Origin of the sequence: Staphylococcus sp. HMSC034G07 (genome assembly GCF_001835975.1) — a bacterium.
GTDB classification, from domain to species: domain Bacteria; phylum Bacillota; class Bacilli; order Staphylococcales; family Staphylococcaceae; genus Staphylococcus; species Staphylococcus ureilyticus.
In genome coordinates this window covers 676,148-696,098 of record NZ_KV826609.1, presented here as the reverse complement: position 1 = coordinate 696,098, position 19,951 = coordinate 676,148, and the positions used below count along the sequence as shown (strand labels likewise).

At 33.4% G+C, this 19,951-nt stretch carries 15 protein-coding genes; 8 read left to right on the top strand and 7 right to left on the bottom strand.

The features are described 5' to 3' along the window. The first annotated feature begins 307 nt into the window (after positions 1–307). On the top strand, positions 308–1,297 hold the full coding sequence (gene ccpA, locus HMPREF2586_RS11325; protein WP_046206832.1) for a catabolite control protein A: 990 nt from the start codon (positions 308–310) through the stop codon (positions 1,295–1,297). A gap of 193 nt (positions 1,298–1,490) precedes the next feature. Here the strand turns inward: ccpA and HMPREF2586_RS11320 are convergent, their stop codons facing one another. After that, positions 1,491–2,645, bottom strand: a complete 1,155-nt coding sequence (locus HMPREF2586_RS11320; protein WP_064208830.1) for an acetoin utilization protein AcuC — start codon at positions 2,643–2,645, stop codon at positions 1,491–1,493. A 17-nt stretch (positions 2,646–2,662) separates the two neighbouring features. Next, positions 2,663–3,295, bottom strand: a complete 633-nt coding sequence (locus tag HMPREF2586_RS11315; RefSeq protein WP_070658724.1) for an N-acetyltransferase — start codon at positions 3,293–3,295, stop codon at positions 2,663–2,665. Between the two features lie 181 nt (positions 3,296–3,476). On the opposite strand from HMPREF2586_RS11315, the gene acsA reads away from it, so the two are divergent. Together acsA and HMPREF2586_RS11305 are read left to right on the top strand one after the other, a co-directional pair. Beyond that, on the top strand, positions 3,477–5,186 hold the full coding sequence (gene acsA, locus HMPREF2586_RS11310; protein WP_046206834.1) for an acetate--CoA ligase: 1,710 nt from the start codon (positions 3,477–3,479) through the stop codon (positions 5,184–5,186). 303 nt (positions 5,187–5,489) lie between these two features. After that, positions 5,490–7,157: a formate--tetrahydrofolate ligase gene (locus tag HMPREF2586_RS11305; RefSeq protein ID WP_070658722.1), complete on the top strand. Its 1,668-nt coding sequence runs from the start codon at positions 5,490–5,492 to the stop codon at positions 7,155–7,157. 243 nt (positions 7,158–7,400) lie between these two features. Here the strand turns inward: HMPREF2586_RS11305 and HMPREF2586_RS11300 are convergent, their stop codons facing one another. Next, complete coding sequence (locus HMPREF2586_RS11300) at positions 7,401–8,312, bottom strand: biosynthetic peptidoglycan transglycosylase (RefSeq protein WP_064208831.1); 912 nt, start codon at positions 8,310–8,312, stop codon at positions 7,401–7,403. Between the two features lie 397 nt (positions 8,313–8,709). Between HMPREF2586_RS11300 and tyrS the strand changes: the two genes are divergently transcribed. After that, on the top strand, positions 8,710–9,972 hold the full coding sequence (gene tyrS, locus HMPREF2586_RS11295; RefSeq protein WP_070658720.1) for a tyrosine--tRNA ligase: 1,263 nt from the start codon (positions 8,710–8,712) through the stop codon (positions 9,970–9,972). A gap of 107 nt (positions 9,973–10,079) precedes the next feature. Here tyrS and HMPREF2586_RS11290 read toward each other — a convergent pair whose 3' ends face one another. Then, positions 10,080–11,366 carry a S1C family serine protease gene (locus HMPREF2586_RS11290; protein ID WP_070812743.1) on the bottom strand — a complete coding sequence of 429 codons (1,287 nt, stop codon included), beginning with the start codon at positions 11,364–11,366 and terminating at the stop codon, positions 10,080–10,082. 166 nt (positions 11,367–11,532) lie between these two features. On the opposite strand from HMPREF2586_RS11290, the gene HMPREF2586_RS11285 reads away from it, so the two are divergent. From HMPREF2586_RS11285 to HMPREF2586_RS11275, 3 genes are all read left to right on the top strand, one after another. Beyond that, a complete protein-coding gene (locus tag HMPREF2586_RS11285) occupies positions 11,533–12,153 on the top strand; it encodes a lysophospholipid acyltransferase family protein (RefSeq protein ID WP_046206839.1) in 621 nt (206 codons plus the stop codon). Positions 12,154–12,317: 164 nt separating this feature from the next. Further along, a complete protein-coding gene (gene nagE / locus HMPREF2586_RS11280; RefSeq protein WP_070658718.1) occupies positions 12,318–13,814 on the top strand; it encodes an N-acetylglucosamine-specific PTS transporter subunit IIBC in 1,497 nt (498 codons plus the stop codon). A 239-nt stretch (positions 13,815–14,053) separates the two neighbouring features. Next, a complete protein-coding gene (locus HMPREF2586_RS11275; protein ID WP_070658717.1) occupies positions 14,054–15,175 on the top strand; it encodes an HAD family hydrolase in 1,122 nt (373 codons plus the stop codon). A 536-nt stretch (positions 15,176–15,711) separates the two neighbouring features. Here the strand turns inward: HMPREF2586_RS11275 and serA are convergent. From serA to HMPREF2586_RS11260, 3 genes are all read right to left on the bottom strand, one after another. After that, the gene (gene serA, locus HMPREF2586_RS11270; RefSeq protein WP_070658715.1) at positions 15,712–17,328 is read right to left on the bottom strand and encodes a phosphoglycerate dehydrogenase; all 1,617 of its coding nucleotides are present in this window, start codon (positions 17,326–17,328) and stop codon (positions 15,712–15,714) included. After that, positions 17,321–18,481 (bottom strand): pyridoxal-phosphate-dependent aminotransferase family protein, encoded by a 1,161-nt coding sequence (locus tag HMPREF2586_RS11265; RefSeq protein ID WP_070658713.1) that lies wholly within the window; start codon positions 18,479–18,481, stop codon positions 17,321–17,323. Before HMPREF2586_RS11265 ends, serA begins: the two co-directional genes overlap by 8 nt. A gap of 164 nt (positions 18,482–18,645) precedes the next feature. Then, the gene (locus tag HMPREF2586_RS11260) at positions 18,646–19,086 is read right to left on the bottom strand and encodes an SACOL1771 family peroxiredoxin (RefSeq protein ID WP_046206844.1); all 441 of its coding nucleotides are present in this window, start codon (positions 19,084–19,086) and stop codon (positions 18,646–18,648) included. A 78-nt stretch (positions 19,087–19,164) separates the two neighbouring features. Between HMPREF2586_RS11260 and HMPREF2586_RS11255 the strand changes: the two genes are divergently transcribed. Beyond that, positions 19,165–19,908, top strand: coding sequence for a glycerophosphodiester phosphodiesterase (locus HMPREF2586_RS11255; protein ID WP_070658711.1), 744 nt, complete (start codon positions 19,165–19,167; stop codon positions 19,906–19,908). Positions 19,909–19,951 lie beyond the last annotated feature (43 nt).

Below are 19,951 nucleotides of genomic sequence, written 5' to 3'. Positions count from 1 at the left end.
TATCATACGATGACTTTATAACCTCTATTTTGCATACTAATTATTTAGGTGCATATAGAGGTTTTTATATTTCTTTTTAATAGCAATTTATACGAATTTATACTAATATTAATTACTATTTTTGAAAATGATTGTAATAGAAATAAAAACATATATTTAAATAAGATTTAATAAATTATTATGAAATTGACATTATTATGACATTCAAATCAAAATGATTTTACATTTTCGAAAAATATGGTAAACTTTGAAAATGTTATGAAAACAGAGTATAATGATAAAGAAATCGCTTTCAAGGAGGAAGTTTATGACTGTAACAATTTATGATGTAGCTAGAGAAGCAAGGGTATCTATGGCTACTGTTTCGCGTGTCGTAAATGGTAACCAAAATGTAAAACCGGAAACACGAGACAAAGTGAACGAAGTTATTAAAAAGTTGAGTTATCGTCCCAACGCAGTAGCAAGAGGATTAGCAAGTAAACGTACGACGACTGTTGGGGTAATCATCCCAGATATTTCAAATGTGTATTATTCACAACTCGCACGTGGTTTAGAAGATATTGCTACAATGTACAAATATCACTCAATCATATCGAATTCTGATAATGACCCTGGCAAAGAGAAAGAAATTTTTAATAATTTATTAAGTAAACAAGTAGATGGTATTATCTTTTTAGGTGGAACGATATCAGAAGAAATTAAAGAATTGATTAATAAATCATCTGTACCAGTAGTCGTGTCAGGTACGAACGGTAAAGATGAAGGAATTTCATCTGTCAATATCGATTTCCAAACAGCTGCAAAAGAAATCACAGCGCACTTAATAGAAAAAGGAGCAAAACGATTTGCTTTTGTAGGCGGAGACTATTCCAAAAAGGCACAAGAAGATGTGTTAGAAGGATTAAAAGAGGTTTTATCAGAAAATCAATTAACATTAGATGAACAATTAGTTTTCAATGGCAATGAGACCTATAAAGATGGTTTACGTGCATTTGACGCATTAAAATCTACTAAACCAGATGCTATCTTATCAATTAGTGATGAACAAGCAATTGGTTTAGTTCATGCAGCACAAGATGAAGGTGTAACTGTTCCAGATGATTTACAAATTGTTAGTTTTAATAACACACGTTTAGTTGAAATGGTTAGACCACAATTATCAAGTGTGATTCAGCCGTTGTATGACATTGGTGCAGTGGGAATGAGATTATTAACCAAATATATGAACGAAGAAGAAATTGATGAACCTAATGTGATTTTACCACATAGAATTGAATACAGAGGTACTACAAAATAAAGTTAATAAAACAGCAGAATTTGGACATAAATTTTATGTAACATGATTTCGTTGTCCAAGTTAAGTAAGAATGAACAGGATTTAAGTGTCACCTGAGCTGCAACTTGTGCAATAGCCCCACTAACTCAACGAACTGAGTAGTGGGGCTTTATCATGTCTGTATTTTTATGTAATAAAATAATGAATACCAATGTTATTTAAACCAACTTAATACTTGAGTTGCATGTTTCATATTGATTTCTGTAATTTCTTTACGTCTAGGTATTAATTGATAATCTAGTTTTTGGTCTTTCCAAGTTGTAGGTAATTCACAAGTAGCATAGGGTGTCCACTTAGCAATCCACTTTTCAGGTAATTCGCCTTGCTGTTGTTGTTCACCAATTAATGCTAAAAAAACATGCGTCCATGCCCTAGGTACAACTTTCCAAATATTGTAACCACCGCCACCAAACATAATTACTTTTCCATCAGTATATTTATCTGCTAATGCTTTAATTTTATAGGGGATTTCATATAGTGCATTTAATGTACAACTCATATGTGTGAGTGGGTCTAAATAATGAATATCTACACCGTGCACACTCACAATGATATCAGGTTTGAAAGAGGCAACCACAGGTTCTAATGTTTCATTTAAGACTTCTAGATAAGAATCATCTTCTGTGTAGGGTTCAAGTGGTATATTGACGGTATAACCGAAGCCTTGTTCATTGCCGCGTTCTGTATAGTTTCCCGAACCAGGGAATAAAAATTTGCCTGTTTCATGTATAGAATAAATTAATGCATCGTTGTTAGTGTAAAAGCTCCATTGTGTTCCATCCCCATGATGTGCATCTGTATCTATACACATTACTCGTAAATCATAATGCTTGATGAGATAAGCAATCGTAATTGCCACATCATTGTATATGCAGAAACCATTGGCACGACCTGGCAAACTATGATGTAATCCACCACCTAAATGGCAACCATTGGTGAATGTACCGTCCATAATTTTATCAGCTAAATTAAGGGCACCACCCACAATGCGTGCACTGTGTTTATGCATCATTCTAAACTGTAGTGTATCGCTTCCATCTAAGCCATATTTCTTGGCTTCATTGTCATTTAAAATGCCATGTGATGCACGTCTAATAGATTGTATATAATCATAGCTATGAATCAAATTTAATTCGTCATCTGTAGCGATTCGCGGTTTAACAATGTGTTCAGGTTTTAAATAACCTAAATCACTTAATAGTTCAGTTGTCAGTTTCAATCTCATTTGATTGAAAGGATGTTGATTACTAAAACGGTATTGTAAGATTTCGTTTGAATAAACAAAACCAGTTTTTTGGGTATTGCTCATATTGATTTAACTCCCCTTTAAAAGAAAAAGCGATTCTTGTATCTTAAATCATCGAATGCTTGTAATTGATCAATGGAAATGCGTGCACCTATTCTTGCCATTAAACAATTTGCTGGATGACTAGTGATTTCAGGATCATCTGTAGCAAAAATTTCTAGGCCCCCATAACCCATTAATTTTTGCATTAATTTTTTATAAGCAAAAACATCTAGACCAGAATTTTTTAAATCCCAATGCCAATAATACTCAGTAGTTAAAACGATATAATCTTCATATTCATCAGCCGTCAAACTTAAACGAATGAGTTTACTGCCTAAATGTAAATGTCGATAAGGTAAACTGATTTCTATCGCACCCAGTTCAATTAAATACTCAAGGTTACCATCAGACCAACGTTCTAATGAATCAGGATAGTGATAAGTGACATAACCTACAATATGGTCATGCTTTCTAATCACAAAAATTCTACCTTCTTTTAATTCACTAATTTCTTTTATAGCTATAAATTGATCGTTAGGTTGTCGAAAAGCAGAAAGTCCATCATCAAAAGTCATAAGTTCAAGATTTTCTCTAGAGACAGGGCCTTCTATTATAAATGTACCTTCGTCCAAATGAAATGTTTGAAATTGATACGTTTTTATATGTTCCATTTTTTCACTCCAAACGACTGTAGATGAATGTCATATTCACCCTTTAATACTTTTAGTATAAGTGATTTCGGAGGAAATTAACACGAAAATGTATCCGTTTACACCAATTATTTTGAAAATTGTGAATTTGTTAGTTATAATATGCATTAAGCATTCGATTTCATTAAGAGGGGGATTTAGAATGAAAGTAGAAGTATATAAAGGGGAAGAAGGAAATTTTAACCTTCAAAACTATGAGAAACAATACAACAACTTTGATTGGAAAGAGGTCGAAAAAGCATTTTCATGGTATGACACAGGTAAAGTGAATATGGCGCATGAATGTATCGATCGCCATGTGGATGAAGGTAAAGGAGAAAAAGTTGCACTTCATTATAAAGATGATCAGCGACAAGAAAGTTATACTTTCAGTGAAATGAAATCAAAATCAAATAAAGCTGCAAATGTTTTAAAAGATAAAGCCAACGTTGAAAAAGGTGATCGTGTATTTATTTTTATGCCAAGAACACCTGAACTTTATTTTGCGTTATTTGGTATTTTGAAAATAGGTGCAATTGTAGGCCCATTATTTGAAGCATTTATGGAAAAAGCTGTTGGGGATAGACTAGAAAATAGTGAGGCAAAAGTAATAGTTACTACTAACAGTTTATTGCCAAGAATACCTGTAGATAAGTTACCAAATTTAGAAACAATCATTGTAGTTGATAATGATGTAGATGGTGCATATGTAGATTTCAATAGTGAATTTGAACAAGCGAGTGATCAATTTGAAACGGAATGGTTAGATTTAGATGATGGTTTGATTTTACATTATACATCAGGCTCAACTGGCCAACCTAAGGGCGTATTACATGCGCAAAAAGCGATGTTAGTACATTATATTTCAGGTAAATATGTACTTGATTTTAAAGATGATGATGTGTATTGGTGTACAGCAGATCCAGGATGGGTCACTGGAACATCTTATGGTATATTTAGCCCTTGGTTAAACGGCGTTACGAATTGTATTGCGGGAGGTAGATTTTCTCCTGAAGCATGGTATGGTATGATAGAAGAATTTAAAGTGACTATATGGTATACGGCTCCAACAGCATTAAGAATGTTAATGAGTGCTGGTGATGATATTGTTGAAAAATATGACTTGTCATCATTAAAGAGTATTTTATCTGTCGGTGAACCATTAAACCCTGAAGTCATTAAATGGGCAAAAGATGTATTTGGACTGCGTGTGCTAGATACTTGGTGGATGACTGAAACAGGTGGCCATATGATTGTAAACTATCCTTCGATGGATGTGAAATTAGGTTCAATGGGTAAACCATTACCAGGTATTGAGGCATCAATTGTAGATGATCAAGGTAATGAATTACCTCCTAATCGCATGGGTAATTTGGCAATTAAAAAAGGTTGGCCATCCATGATGATTTCTATTTGGAATAATCCTGAAAAATATGAATCGTATTTCATTGGTGACTGGTATGTATCTGGAGACTCAGCTTATAAAGACGAAGATGGATATTTCTGGTTCCAAGGTCGTGTAGATGATGTAATCATGACTGCTGGTGAACGCGTAGGTCCATTTGAAGTAGAATCGAAATTAGTGGAGCACGAAGCAGTTGCAGAAGCAGGCGTCATTGGTAAACCAGATCCTGTACGCGGTGAAATTATTAAAGCATTTGTTGCGCTACGCCCTGAATTTGAGGAAAGTGATGAGTTGAAAGAAGAAATTCGTAAGTTTGTTAAAGAAGGTTTAGCTGCACATGCTGCACCACGTGAAATAGAATTTAAAGAAAAATTACCGAAAACACGTTCAGGTAAAATTATGCGTCGCGTACTAAAAGCATGGGAGCTTGACTTGCCAGAAGGCGACTTAAGTACGATGGAAGATTAATTAAATACAAAGTGTTAAAGTTTTATTTCACATGCAAAAATTGCTAAAAACACTCCTTTATTGATAGGTTTTAACTTTGCTTAAAATTTTGAAATAAAGGAGTTTTTAGTGTAATAAAACAATATGAGTATAAATGTATATCATAATTTTACAAAAGTAGCTTATTATTTTGAAAGCGTTATCTCTATTAATCGACAACACAACATTATTTGGTTATTATGAATATGTAAGGAATTTTGACTCACTGATTGAAATTTGATTTTTAATAGTGATTAAAATTTATAAAAGAAGGGGCGAATGAATTTGGCACATTTATCAGACTTAGATATTGCTAATCAATCAACATTACAACCTATAGGGGACATAGCTGAAAAAGTAGGTATTCCAGCAGATGCTTTAGAACCATATGGACACTATAAGGCTAAGATAGATATTAACCAAGTTAAACAAAAAGATAACAAAGGGAAAGTCGTATTAGTAACAGCTATGAGCCCAACACCAGCTGGTGAGGGGAAATCAACAGTTACTGTTGGTTTGTCTGATGCATTTAACCAATTAAAGAAAAATGTAATGGTTGCATTACGTGAACCAGCTTTAGGACCAACGTTTGGTATTAAAGGTGGAGCGACAGGTGGCGGATACGCTCAAGTGTTACCGATGGAAGATATTAACTTGCATTTTAATGGTGATTTCCATGCGATTACTACAGCGAACAATGCTTTATCAGCATTTATTGATAACCATATTCATCAAGGCAATGACTTAGGCATTGACCAAAGAAGAATTGAGTGGAAACGCGTTTTAGACATGAATGATCGTGCGCTAAGAAATGTGATCGTAGGATTAGGTGGGCCAACGCAAGGTGTACCACGTGAAGATGGTTTCAATATTACAGTGGCTTCAGAAATTATGGCAATTTTATGTTTAGCTAATGATATTCAAGATTTAAAATCTAAAATCAGCAAAATTACAGTAGGTTATACAAGAGATCGTAAACCTGTCACTGTTGCGGATTTAAAAGTTGAAGGTGCATTAGCAATGATACTTAAAGACGCAATCAAACCAAATTTAGTCCAAACGATTGAAGGTACACCTGCATTAGTACACGGTGGCCCATTTGCAAATATTGCACATGGTTGTAACTCAATTCTTGCTACTCAAACAGCAAGAGAATTAGCTGATATTGTCGTAACAGAAGCAGGCTTTGGCTCAGATTTAGGTGCTGAGAAATTTATTAATATCAAGGCACGTGAAGCAGGATTTGAACCATCAGCAGTCGTAGTAGTAGCTACGATTCGCGCGATTAAAATGCATGGCGGCGTTGCAAAAGACAACCTTAAAGAAGAAAACGTTGATGCATTAAAAGCAGGAATTGTAAACTTAGAACGCCATGTAAATAACGTGAAAAAATATGGGTTAGAACCAGTGATTGCATTAAATGCATTTATTCACGATACAGATGCAGAAACTAAATTTGTTCAAGAATGGGCAAAAGAAAATGGTGTACGACTAGCTTTAACAGAAGTTTGGGAAAAAGGTGGTAAAGGTGGTATCGGTTTAGCTAACGAAGTGTTAGAAGTGATCGAACAACCACAAGATTTCAAACATTTATATGAACTAGAGCAACCATTAGAAGATAAAATTGAAATAATCGTAAAAGAAATTTACGGCGGTAGCAAAGTAACATTTAGTAGTAAAGCTCAAAAACAATTAAAACAATTTAAAGAAAATGGTTGGGATCATTATCCTGTATGTATGGCCAAAACACAATATTCATTTTCAGATGATGCAACGTTATTAGGTGCACCTGAAGGTTTTGAAATTACAATCCGTGAATTAGAAGCGAAAACAGGTGCAGGGTTTATTGTCGCACTGACTGGTGCAATAATGACAATGCCTGGTTTACCTAAACAACCTGCCGCATTAAAAATGGATGTTACAGATGATGGACATGCAGTTGGTTTATTCTAAATATTTGTTTAAAAAGTTTAGAAAAAGGCCTAACGATTTCTGACTTTAAAATAGGGGTCAATTTATAACGAAACTGAACTCAATCAGTGAGACTAAATAAAAACACTTTCGTTGGATTCGTTTTAAATGAATCATTCGAAAGTGTTTTTCTATGTGCAATGTTGTTTACCTTAGAGATATAAAAACTAACTCATTTACGTATGGATTAGTCTTTACTTTGGTAAAATATATTAATGAATTATTTTATTTAGTCATTAAATGAGATTTAATATCATAATTTTCTGCACGTCTATAATCATAAAGGGTAATTTCATCTTCTACTAACATACGTTTTAATACATAATGCTGTCTATTTAAACTGACTTGGATTTGATCACTAGGTTTAAGTGAGCCATCTTCATTATAGGGTGTGTAATAGTAGGGACTTTGTAATAACCCAACTAAATAAGCAGATTCAGCAATATTCAAATCCTCAGCAGGTTTGCCAAAAATACTATAAGCAGCTGAACCTATCCCAGAAATATTTGTGCCATTATAATCACGACCAAAAGGAACAATATTTAAATATGTATATAAAATTTCATCTTTAGTCAGTATTTTTTCAGCACGCATTGAGAGTACTAGTTCATTTGCTTTTCGGTTATATGTTTTTTTATTGGTTAAAACTTGATTTTTAACAAGTTGTTGTGTAATTGTACTACCGCCCGTAGCATCCATCGAATTAAATATATCTTGACCAATCGCCCTTAAAACGGCTTTAGGTAAAATACCGTTATGTTGAAAGAACAAGCTGTCTTCTGAAGCGGTTAATGCTTTGATCACATTACTATTAACATGTTTTGGACCAACGATAAGTGTATTAATAGAATTGTTATATTCTGATAAAATGTTATCACTTTTATAATCAATATCTTCATTACCAGACACATTTAATAATTTATGTTTTAATTCATTATCTGACATATGCGTTGCTTCTTTTGTTAAATTTTGAAAATAAAGTACAGATATTGCGAGTAAGATAACCAAAGAACAGCTAAATATGAAAAACAAACCTACGAAAAAGTGTTTGATTTTTTTATAAATAAATTCAAACTGTTCCAGTCTAGTAAGTTGTTTATTTTTATGATTGTCTATATCAAACGTCTGTTTTTCCATAGTGGTCCTCCTTAGCTAAACAGTATTATAACATAATACAGAGTGTTGACTTTTAAAATAGAATTAAATATAATTAATATCAATTCGATATCGTTTTTGGATAGAGGAGAAGTAATATATTGTATCATCTTCAGAGAGTTAGTGATTGCTGCGAACTAACGTTGGTCTTTATATGAATACACCTTTATAGCGTAATTATCCAAACGTTTTAGTTAATGAACGTATCATTAATAAAGTTGTTTGACTTAAAGTATGGTGGTACCGTGCATATGCGCCCTTACATAATTATGTAAGGGCGCTTTTTTGCATTTTCTGAGATTATTTTCTTGAATCATAGAAGTGATGCAAATAAAGCCTATTCAAAACTTTATCAATATTTAATTAGGAGGTTGATATCATGACAAATGCATTAATTGAAGAATTAAAATGGAGAGGCTTAATTTATCAACAAACGGATGAAACAGGTATTGAAAATTTATTAAATAAAGAACAAGTTACGTTATACTGTGGTGCCGATCCAACTGCAGATAGTTTACACATTGGTCATTTATTGCCGTTCTTAACTTTACGTCGTTTTCAAGAGCATGGTCATCGACCACTTGTGTTAATTGGTGGCGGTACTGGAATGATAGGTGACCCATCTGGTAAATCAGAAGAAAGAAAGTTACAAACTGAGGAACAAGTTGAAACCAATGTACAAGGTATTAGTAAACAAATGCATAAAATTTTTGAATTTGACACAAATAAAGGTGCAAAACTAGTTAATAATAAAGATTGGCTTGGACAAATATCATTAATTGAATTTTTACGTGATTATGGTAAACATGTCGGTGTAAATTACATGCTAGGCAAAGATTCTATTCAAACGCGTTTAGAACACGGTATTTCATTTACAGAATTTACTTACACAATTTTACAAGCAATTGATTTCGGACATCTTAATCAAACATACAATTGTAAAATTCAAGTGGGTGGTTCAGACCAATGGGGCAATATCACTAGTGGTATTGAACTCATGCGTCGTATGTATGGAGAAAATGAAGCATTTGGTCTAACGATTCCTCTAGTAGTTAAATCTGATGGTAAAAAATTTGGTAAAACAGAAGGTGGAGCAGTATGGTTAGATGCTGACAAAACAAGTCCTTATGAATTCTACCAATTTTGGATTAATTCAACAGATGAAGATGTTATTAAATTTTTAAAATACTTCACATTTTTAAGTAAAGCAGAAATAAATGATTTAGAAAAATCATTGCAAGAAGCACCGCATTTACGAGAAGCACAAAAAGCATTAGCTGAAAATGTAACTAGATTTATTCATGGCCAAGATGCATTAGATGATGCAATTAGAATTTCACAAGCGTTATTTTCAGGTGATTTGAAATCAATTTCAGCTAAAGAATTAAAAGAAGGATTTAAAGATGTACCACAAGTTGACTTAAACCACACGACTTCGAACATTGTTGAAGCCATTGTTGAAACGGGCATATCTTCATCTAAAAGACAAGCACGTGAAGACATAAATAATGGTGCGATTTATATAAACGGTGAAAGACAACAAGATGTAAATTATGAATTGTCAGATGAAGATAAGATCGATAATGCATTTACAATTGTGCGTAGAGGTAAGAAAAAATACTTTATGATTAATTATAAATAAGGACATTTTTAATCGTAAGAGTTGAAAGATAAAAAGGAGTTTGGACATTATTGATGTCCAAACTCCTTTATTTAAAGATTGAAACAAGTGTTCTGATTGCTTACATATTAATTAAAAGGGACGACTTCTTCTTTAGATGAGTCTGTGCTATTGGACTTTTGTTCTGTTAATTTCACATCTACGCTTTGTGTTTTTCCTTTTCTTTCAATTGTTAAATTAACATTGTCACCTGGTTTTTTTTGTTCATATAAATAAGAGCGTAGTTCTGTATCTTCTTGGACTTTTTCATCATCTATTTTTGTAATAATGTCGCCTTCTTTTAGTCCACTATCAGCATATACTTTGGCTACATATATACCATGTTTTTTATCTGTGTTTAATTGTTTTTTATATTCATCTGGAATTTCGCTTAAATTTAGTAAACCAATACCAATAGAAGGGCGATCGATTTTCCCATTTTTAACGAGTTCTTTAATTGTAACTTTCACTTCGTTACTAGGTATTGCGAAACCAATACCTTCAACTTGTTCATTTGCTATTTTCATAGAATTTATACCTACTAAATTCCCATTTAAATCTACTAATGCACCACCAGAATTACCAGGGTTAATGGCTGCATCCGTTTGTAGTACATTTACTTTGTTCGCACCTGCTGATGTTTGCGTATCAATTGTACGTTCGCTAGCTGAAATGATACCTGATGTTACAGAATTTGCGAATTCTAAACCTAGTGGGTTACCCATTGCAAATACGCTGTCGCCAGTTTTTACTTTAGAAGAATTTGCAAAGTCTATCGCTTTTGTACCTTTGGTATCATCAATTTTTAATACAGCAATATCAGTAAGTGCATCTTTACCTATTAATTTGGCATCTACTTGATTAGAGTTATGTAATTGTACTTTAATTTCACTAGCACCATCGATTACGTGATTATTTGTAACAATATATGCGGATCCATTATTTTTTTGATAAATCACACCAGAACCCACGCCAGCTTCTTCTGATTTAGCAGATTTTCCTTTAAGTAAGTCATCTAAATTTTGAGCTTTTTGCATATTAATGACACCAACAATTGCAGGTGACACATCTGTAATCATTTGATTCACAGAATCATACTTATCACTTTTGCCATCTAATGAATTACCAGCATTATTGTTATTATTCGCTTCTTTAACAGTTGAACCGTTATCTTCCAAAACTGTATTTTCCATTACTTTACCAATACCTAAGACGATGAGAGCACCTATGATACCAGCTATGAGTGCAACAAGTACAGTTTTGAACCATGGAAATTTTGGTTTTGTTCGTTTACTAAATGTTGGTCGGCTGTAATTTGATGTTTGCGCATCAGGTTGTTTATTGTTTGTATTTTGATCATTGTTCAAATCTGACATATTATACCTCCGATTTATTCTTTAACTCCTATTATGAAAGCTTTGTCCAACTTTTTCTAGTATATCACTATACAACTTTAGACTGAAATATAAATTATCTTGTTCATTAATGCACTAAATGATAGAATCAATAAGGTAATATAAGGTGAAAAAAGTAGGTGGAAAAATGTATAGATTTATTAGCAGTATATTAAATTTAATTATACGTAAAATATGTAAATCATTAGAAGTGCAAGGGGAAGAAAATATTCCTCAATTACATAGGTATGTCGTCACTTGTACTCACGAAAGTTACAATGAAGTCATTATGTTAGGTATGGCTATTTATCCAAATCAAATTCATTATATGGCCAAAAAAGAGTTGTTTAATAATAAGTGGTTCGGTGGATTTTTAAGTTCACTTAATGCTTTTCCAGTCGACAGAGAAAATCCTGGTCCAAGCACGTTGAAAAAGCCAATTAAATTATTAAAAGAAAATAAAACAGTTGGTATTTTTCCAACTGGCCATCGTATGAAATATGACGAAGGTTCACCGATGAAACGAGGTGCAGTTACAATTGCTATGATGGCGCAAGCACCCATCTTACCAGCGGCATATATTGGTCCCAAAAAAATTCAGGGCTTAATCACAGGCAAATCAATTATTAAATTTGGTGAACCTATCGACACTAAAAATTTACCAAAAGATATGAAACGAAATGAAAAATTAGAATATTTAACAAAAGAATTGGAAAAAAGAACAATTCAATTACAAAATGAATTAAATGCATCTGTAGCACATAAATAATTCATTTTACTCATTTTGAATCTTATTTTATATACGAATTTTATAAAACTTGTGTTATTATGGAACTGTACAATGACAACAAGTATAACGCTTTCATTCACCACGTGGACATTTTGTACATGTGGTGATTTTTTGGGTAATTTATTGGGAAATGGGGAATGATTATGTATAGTTTCTTTCAACGTTTGGGAAGATCGCTCATGTTGCCAGTTGCAGTGTTACCAGCAGCTGCTATTATCGTTGGTATTGGTAATGCATTAACAGCACTTGGTATACTGCCAACCATAGCTGCGTTCTTTTCTACAGCAGGCTCAACGATTCTAGAACAACTGGGAATATTATTTGCAATTGGGGTCGCTTTAGGTATGGCGAAAAAAAATGACGGAGCAGTGGCGCTTGCTGCAGCTGTTGGTTTCTTCTTAACAACCGTCGTGCTTAGTCCTGAAAAATTAGCACCATTATTGGGTGTAAAAGAAACAGGAGTAAATGAAGCGTTCGAACAAATGAATAATCAAAACGTCTTAATCGGTTTGATTATCGGTTTAGTTGCTGCATATACGTATAACAGATTTAGTAAAACAGAACTGCCAACAGCGTTATCGTTCTTTAGTGGTAAACGTTTGGTACCTATTTTAACTGCATTCTTTAGTATATTTATCGCGGTTATTATGTTGTTTGTTTGGCCAGTTGTGTACTCAGCAATTGTTGCATTTGGAACATGGATATTAGATTTAGGTCCTGGTGGTGCATTTTTATATGGCTTTTTCAACCGTTTGTTAATACCGACAGGATTACACCATGCATTGAATGCAGTATTTTGGTTTGATTTAGCAGGTATTAATGATATTGCTAAATTCCAAACGGGTGATGGTGCTGTTCAAGGTATCACAGGACGCTATATGGCTGGTTTCTTCCCAGTAATGATGTTTGGGATTCCAGCAGCAGCATTAGCGATGTATCATACTGCTGAGACAAAACAGAAAAAAAGAGTTTATGGCTTAATGTTTGGTGGAGCGATTTCAGCATTTTTCGTTGGCGTGACTGAGCCAATCGAATTTTCATTTATGTTTGTAGCACCAATACTATTTGTTATTCATGCACTATTAACTGGTTTATCTCTGTTTATTGCAGCGCTATTTCACTGGACAGCAGGGTTCTCATTTAGTGCGGGGTTAATTGACTTTTTACTATCTTTGATTAATCCAGTAGCAAATCATCCACTGATGTTAATGGTTCAAGGTGTAGTGTTCTTTGTGATTTATTATGTTGTATTTAGATTAGCAATAAAATGGTTGAAACTTAATACACCTGGTCGTGGTGATAACTTACTACCTGACCCGACATCAGAAGAAGCTACAACAGGTGACACTGCAGATTCAGCTGAGTCTGAAGGGGAGTTACAGAAAAATAAGTATTCAAAAACGGCAAGTCAAATCGTAGAAGGTCTTGGTGGCAAAGAAAACATTACTTCTTTAACAAATTGTGCTACTCGTTTACGTATGGAACTCAATGATAATAGTATTATTGATGAAACTAAGATTAAAAGTGCTGGTGCAGTAGGTGTTACTACAAGCGGTAAACACAACACCCAAGTTATCATTGGGACGCAAGTACAACAAGTAGCAGACGAAATGGAAGCGCAACTAGAAGATCATAGTTAGATAGACGTCGTTTGAAATTTTTATTATAAAGTTGTAGCAATTCATACAATCACGTTTGGAAATTAGCGATAAGTACATGTTATCGTTTCATTTTCAAGCGTGATTTTATTTTCAAATTAATTTCATGAAATTAATAATATATTTCTATATATATCTTTTGGAAATACATTGCTCTTTTCACATGTAAATAGTACGATATACTAGTATCAGAATTTTCTGATTAAAGGAGAGGAACTAAGATGAAGTCGGTATTATTTGATGTTGATGGTGTGTTTTTAAGTGAAGAAAGGTGCTTTGATGTATCTGCATTAACGGTTTATGAAATGTTAATGAGTAAAGATTATATTGCTATTGACCCATCTATAGATTTTCATGAACTGGATGACGAGCAAATTTCTGAAATAAGAGATATTGTCTTTTACCATGATGAGATCTTAACAAAGTTAAAATCTTTAGGGTTGAATTCAAACTGGGATATGTTATTTATTGTTATTGCATTACATTACATTGACTTATGCAAATCACTTACTCAAGAGGAATTGTCTATTGCATTGAATTCAAAAAGCTTTAGTGAAAAAACGCTACAATTTCTCGGTGATCATATTTCTGATATTGAGCTTAATTTTGAATTACCACTTTCATTTTTAGATGGTTTAAGTTCTGGTAAAGCAAATATATATCAAGCATTAATTGAACATGCAAAAGTACAGTTAAATACAAAAGATGTTGAATTATTTGAGTTGAAAAGTCCTTTCTGGATGCTAGCACAAGAAATATATCAGGAATGGTATTTAGGTTGCGAATTATATCATGAAGTAGAACAGAAACAACAGCGCACTGACTTTAAAAAAGGCTATATATATCAAGAGGTAGTGCTTAGACCTGTTAGTGAAATCAAGCAATTGTTAGAAGATTTAAAAGAGGCTGGTTACCAAATTGCCATTGCTACAGGCCGACCACGTACTGAGACAATCGTTCCATTTGAAACATTAGGGATTAAATCATTGTTTGACGATTTACATATTGTGACTGCTAGTGATGTATTGATTGCAGAAGAACATTTTCCTGATTTAAAGCCGCTAGGGAAACCCAATCCATTTAGCTATTTAGCAACGCTAGATGGTAATGATTTGCAACATTATAAAAAATATGCAACAAATCAAGAAAATCGTGTAAACCCAGATGAAGTATTTATTGTTGGTGATTCATTAGCTGATTTATTAAGTGCGAAAAAGATAGGCGCAACTTTTATCGGTCCTTTAACCGGTTTGAAAGGACAAAATGCACGTGAGGAATTAGAAAGCTATGATGCTGAATATATTGTCGATCATGTTGGTGAAATTCGAGATATCTTATTATAATACAAATATAGAAGATTGAGGAATATAAGGGATATTAATATATATTTACACCTTGTTAAAGCTGATTACGATTAATGACTTACAGGGTTTACTTAAACTAAAACGCATATATAAACATTTCGAATGATATGAGTAGCTCCACGATGATGTTGAATGCATCGCATACTTTTTAGGAATTGTTTCAACGATTTTATTTACATGTCGTGATACATTACTTATAGAGATTTTGTAATGTGTTGACGCCAGGGGGAATGATATGAGTGAGAGACTACAGGCTCGAGCCATATCCTCAGGCAAGCATGTACGATTAAAATCGTAGTATTTTAAATATAAAGAGGGGCAATCCATATTAAGGATTGCCCCTCTTATTTTGAGAATGGGGATTTAAGTCCCAGCCTTTATTTTTCTGCTATTTATGTCCAGACGCTTAAATAGTATTTCATATGAATAAGACAGTTAATAATAGTTCAAATTAAATGTATCTTGATAAAAAGTTGACAGGACAATCATTTTGTTGTCCTGTCAGTTTATTATTGTTAAATATTGTAATTTTCATTAGCTGCAACATCTAATTCTACACTTCTTATTAGATTAAATCCTTCAATTTCATATAAAGCATCGATTACATCTTGTGTTACAGGATGATCAATCGATAAAATCATCAACGCATTACCACCTTGGTTGGTGCGTCCTAAATGCATAGAAGCGATATTGATATTGTATTCACCTAATATTTGACCTGTACGTCCTACAATACCTGGTCTATCGTTATGATTGATAACCAATTGATGTTTTTCAGGTTTGAAATCAACAGGGTATTCATTAATACGTACGATTCTTGGGCCATAGCCATTTAGTACAGTTGCACCAATTTTAATTTGTGTGTCTTTATTAATTAAAGTTAATTCAATATAATTGCTAAATCCACGATGTTTGGTATCTTTTTCTATATTATATGATACACCTTGCTCATTTAGTAATACTAAGGCATTTATTAAGTTGACACGTTCTGCTAAATCTTGGCGTAATACACCTGATACAAGGGTTCTAGTAAGTAAACTTGTATCATCCAGTGCGATATCGCCTTTATATTTAATTTGTAACTCACGAGGGGCTTTTTCCAATAATTGAATACCTACTTCACCAGTTAATTTACTTAATTCAATATATGGCTTTAATTCATCATTAATTTCATTGAAGGACATTTTTGGTGCGTTAATCGCATTAACGACATTACCGTGTTCAAATATGTCTATGATTTCATTGGCAACGGAGACTGCAACTTTTTCTTGTGCTTCAACAGTAGATGCACCCAGGTGTGGTGTGACGATGATTTTATCATGCGCAACAAGTGGTGATTCAGTTGCAGGTTCGCTTTCAAATACATCAATTGCAGCGCCCTGAATTTGATTAGTATCTAATGCTTCGACAAGCGCATCTTCATCAATGATACCTCCGCGCGCAACATTGATAATTTGAAGGGTCGGTTTTGCTTTTTCAAAAAATGCTTTATCTACAATACCTCTTGTTTTTGGAGTCAGCGGTGTATGCACTGTTACAAAATCTGCTTGTTCAGCAATTTCATCAACTGTAGCACGTGTCACATTAAGTTCTTTAGCTTTGTCTTCTGACAGATAAGGATCAAAAGCAAGTATGTTCATACCAAAGCTTTGTGCACGTTTTGCTACACCGATTCCAATTCTCCCAGCACCAATAACACCTAATGTTTTATTATAAAGTTCAGTGCCTCTATAAGCTTTACGATCCCATTTACCATTTTTTAATGATTGGTGGGCTTGAGGGACGTTACGTGCCATGGATAAAATCATTGCCATCGAATGTTCAGTAGCTGAAATTGTATTCCCATCAGGTGCATTAATAACGATAACACCATGTTTAGTAGCAGCTTCTACATCAATATTATCCACACCAACGCCAGCACGTGCGATAACTTTTAAATTTGGTGCAGCCGCAATGATATTAGATGTGACTTGGGTTTGGCTACGTACAATCAGACCCTCATAGTTAGGAATGATTTCAGCTAATTCTGTTTCATTCAAATCAGTTTGAATGTCGACATTAAAATCGCTATGATCTGTTAGACTCTTTAAACCATCTGGTGAAATTGGATCTGAAACTAAAATTTTATACATATGCTTTTACGACCTCCATATATTGTGTGATAGCTTTACCAACATAAGATTCATTTCTAAATTCTGACAATAGTATTTCTAACGCTGATATAACTTGTAAAATATCAAAAGGCGATATTTGCCCCATATGGCCAATACGTAATATTTGGCCTTTTAAATGACCCTGGCCACCAGCAATTGTAATGGCAAATCTATTTTTTAATTCACTCTTAATATAGTTGAGTTCATCTTTAGATTTTGGAGTGAACGCAGTGACAGTAGGAGACGCATAAACATCTTGAACCAATAATTCCAAATCTAATGCTTTCAATGCTTGTCTTAATCCATCCCTTATCGCATAATGCCTAGCAACAACTTGATCTAAACCTTCTGCATTGATTAGTTCGGCGTATGCGTTTACACCTCTAAATAAAGATACATTGGGTGTGAAAGGTGTTGAATGTTCAGCCAATGATTTTAAATATTTATTTAAATCTAAATAAAATCTAGGCGTTTCTACTGCGTTAAATCGTTCTTTTGCACGATTATTATAAGCTACAAATCCGAGACCGGGTGGAAGCATAATTGCTTTTTGACTACCTGAAACAAGTACATCGATATAATCCCGGTCTAAATCTACATCAACAGCTCCAATACAACTAACACCATCAACCACAAAATATATCGATGAATCAAAGTCGTTTAATGCTTTGCCAAGTTCATGAACAGGATGTAATACAGCCGTAGAAGTCTCGCAATATTGACTAAAGACTGCTGTGATTTCAGTGTTTAAAGATTTTAAAAAGTCGATAAAGTCAGGAACATTAACTGCTTGTCCCCATTCAACTTCAAATATATGTACATTATCGTAATAAGTTTCTGCAATTTGATTAAATCTATTGCCAAATGCACCAGAAACAATTACAACGATGTCATCATCTGGATTTGCTATATTTAGCATACTCGCTTCAAGTACGCTGGTTCCACTTGAAGTAAGTATCATAACCTCATTTTTAGAACCAAAGATAGGTTTAAGTGATTTAAAAGCTTGTTCTGCGATTGCTTCAAAATCACTTGATCGATGTCCGACCATTGGTAATTGTGTAGCGTGTAATATATGTTCTGGTACAGGTGTTGGTCCTGGTGTAAGTAACAAAGGATGATAATATTTCATGTGTAATTCCCCCAATGCTTATGATTGTCAAGTTTAGCAAATTTTCAGAAAATATAAAAGTGTAAAAATTTAAAATAATTAAATATATTCAAATTTCTAATAATATGTAAGGGCATACATTGTTATTATAATCATATTCCGTCATACATAAAATGATTGCAAAATTATTTTAATATAGGTTCTATTTTGACGTCGACATTGCCTCTTATAGAATTTGAAATCATGCAATTATTGTCTGCAATCTTTAGTAACTTTGGTAGTTTCTTTTTTAATTGTTCTTTCTGTGTTGTATCTACATTTATTTCAGGATAATGTGTAATGGTATCCATTTTAAATTTGGCATTTTCAAATATAGCTAATCCAATAGTTGATTGTTGTATATCAATATTGGTAAAACCTGAGCGTTCTAATACAGCCGCAAGGGAAATGATATAACAAGATGATGCTGCGGATACTAATAACTCATCAGGATTCGTACCAGTTCCATTTCCGCCTAGACCTGCTGGGATAGATATTTGTTCATTCAAAATATCACCAGAAAGTTTACCGACTGATTCTCGTCCATCTTCCCATTTTGTAGTTACTTTAAATTGATGTTGGACCATTGCTTTGACCTCCATTGTTTTTATGATAACTTAAGTTTAGTGGATTCTAGTTTATAATGAAAGGGGAGGGCACTTTTTATGTCATTTGAATACGAAAAACATCATATAATGTTAGTTGCGCATCGTGGCTTGGCAATGGATTATCCAGAAAACACCAGTATTGCTATTCAAGCTGCCCTTCAAAGCAATGCAGATATTTTAGAGATAGATCTACATAAAACGCGGGATGGTCAGTTAGTTGTGATACATGATGACACTATTGACAGAACATCAAATGGTAGGGGGAAGGTTGGAGAACAAACACTTAATGATTTAAGACAATATGATTATGGTATAAATAGTAATCCAAGATATACCAAACAAACATTGCTGACATTTGATGAAGTATTAACATTGATCAAAGCATCGTCTCAGGCATTATTAATAGAAATGAAACAACCTAAAAATTATCCTGGCATTGAAAATGATTTAATAGATAAACTAAAGCAATATGAGCTAGATAAAAATCAAGTGATCATTCAATCTTTTGATCAAAATTTTATAAAGCAACTATATCTGAAGCAATATGGCTATCGATTAGGTGTTTTAATTAGCAAAAAACGATATTGGTATAAAATGCCATCTTTTAAAAAAATAGCTGAATATGCTGACTACGTGAATCCACACTTTTCCTTAGTAACGAAAACCTTTATGAAAAAAGCACATTATCATGGATTAAAAGTAATGCCTTATACTGTTAATGAAAAAAGCCAAGCGATAAAACTAATCCGTATTGGTGTCGATGGTCTTATTTCTGACAAACCACATCGCTTATTTTGTTAATTCAATAACTACCTGAGCTAAAGCTCATGCATAACCCCCACTA

What these genes read in the sequence shown, in the direction of transcription:
- tyrS (WP_070658720.1), top strand. Translation starts at nt 8,710, where the DNA reads ATGACAAATGCATTAATTGAAGAATTAAAATGGAGAGGCTTAATTTAT.
- HMPREF2586_RS11255 (WP_070658711.1), top strand. Translation starts at nt 19,165, where the DNA reads ATGTCATTTGAATACGAAAAACATCATATAATGTTAGTTGCGCATCGT.
- HMPREF2586_RS11285 (WP_046206839.1), top strand. Translation starts at nt 11,533, where the DNA reads ATGTATAGATTTATTAGCAGTATATTAAATTTAATTATACGTAAAATA.
- serA (WP_070658715.1), bottom strand. Translation starts at nt 17,328, where the DNA reads ATGTATAAAATTTTAGTTTCAGATCCAATTTCACCAGATGGTTTAAAG.
- HMPREF2586_RS11265 (WP_070658713.1), bottom strand. Translation starts at nt 18,481, where the DNA reads ATGAAATATTATCATCCTTTGTTACTTACACCAGGACCAACACCTGTA.
- HMPREF2586_RS11300 (WP_064208831.1), bottom strand. Translation starts at nt 8,312, where the DNA reads ATGGAAAAACAGACGTTTGATATAGACAATCATAAAAATAAACAACTT.
- acsA (WP_046206834.1), top strand. Translation starts at nt 3,477, where the DNA reads ATGAAAGTAGAAGTATATAAAGGGGAAGAAGGAAATTTTAACCTTCAA.
- HMPREF2586_RS11275 (WP_070658717.1), top strand. Translation starts at nt 14,054, where the DNA reads ATGAAGTCGGTATTATTTGATGTTGATGGTGTGTTTTTAAGTGAAGAA.
- nagE (WP_070658718.1), top strand. Translation starts at nt 12,318, where the DNA reads ATGTATAGTTTCTTTCAACGTTTGGGAAGATCGCTCATGTTGCCAGTT.
- HMPREF2586_RS11290 (WP_070812743.1), bottom strand. Translation starts at nt 11,366, where the DNA reads ATGTCAGATTTGAACAATGATCAAAATACAAACAATAAACAACCTGAT.
- ccpA (WP_046206832.1), top strand. Translation starts at nt 308, where the DNA reads ATGACTGTAACAATTTATGATGTAGCTAGAGAAGCAAGGGTATCTATG.
- HMPREF2586_RS11320 (WP_064208830.1), bottom strand. Translation starts at nt 2,645, where the DNA reads ATGAGCAATACCCAAAAAACTGGTTTTGTTTATTCAAACGAAATCTTA.
- HMPREF2586_RS11260 (WP_046206844.1), bottom strand. Translation starts at nt 19,086, where the DNA reads ATGGTCCAACATCAATTTAAAGTAACTACAAAATGGGAAGATGGACGA.
- HMPREF2586_RS11315 (WP_070658724.1), bottom strand. Translation starts at nt 3,295, where the DNA reads ATGGAACATATAAAAACGTATCAATTTCAAACATTTCATTTGGACGAA.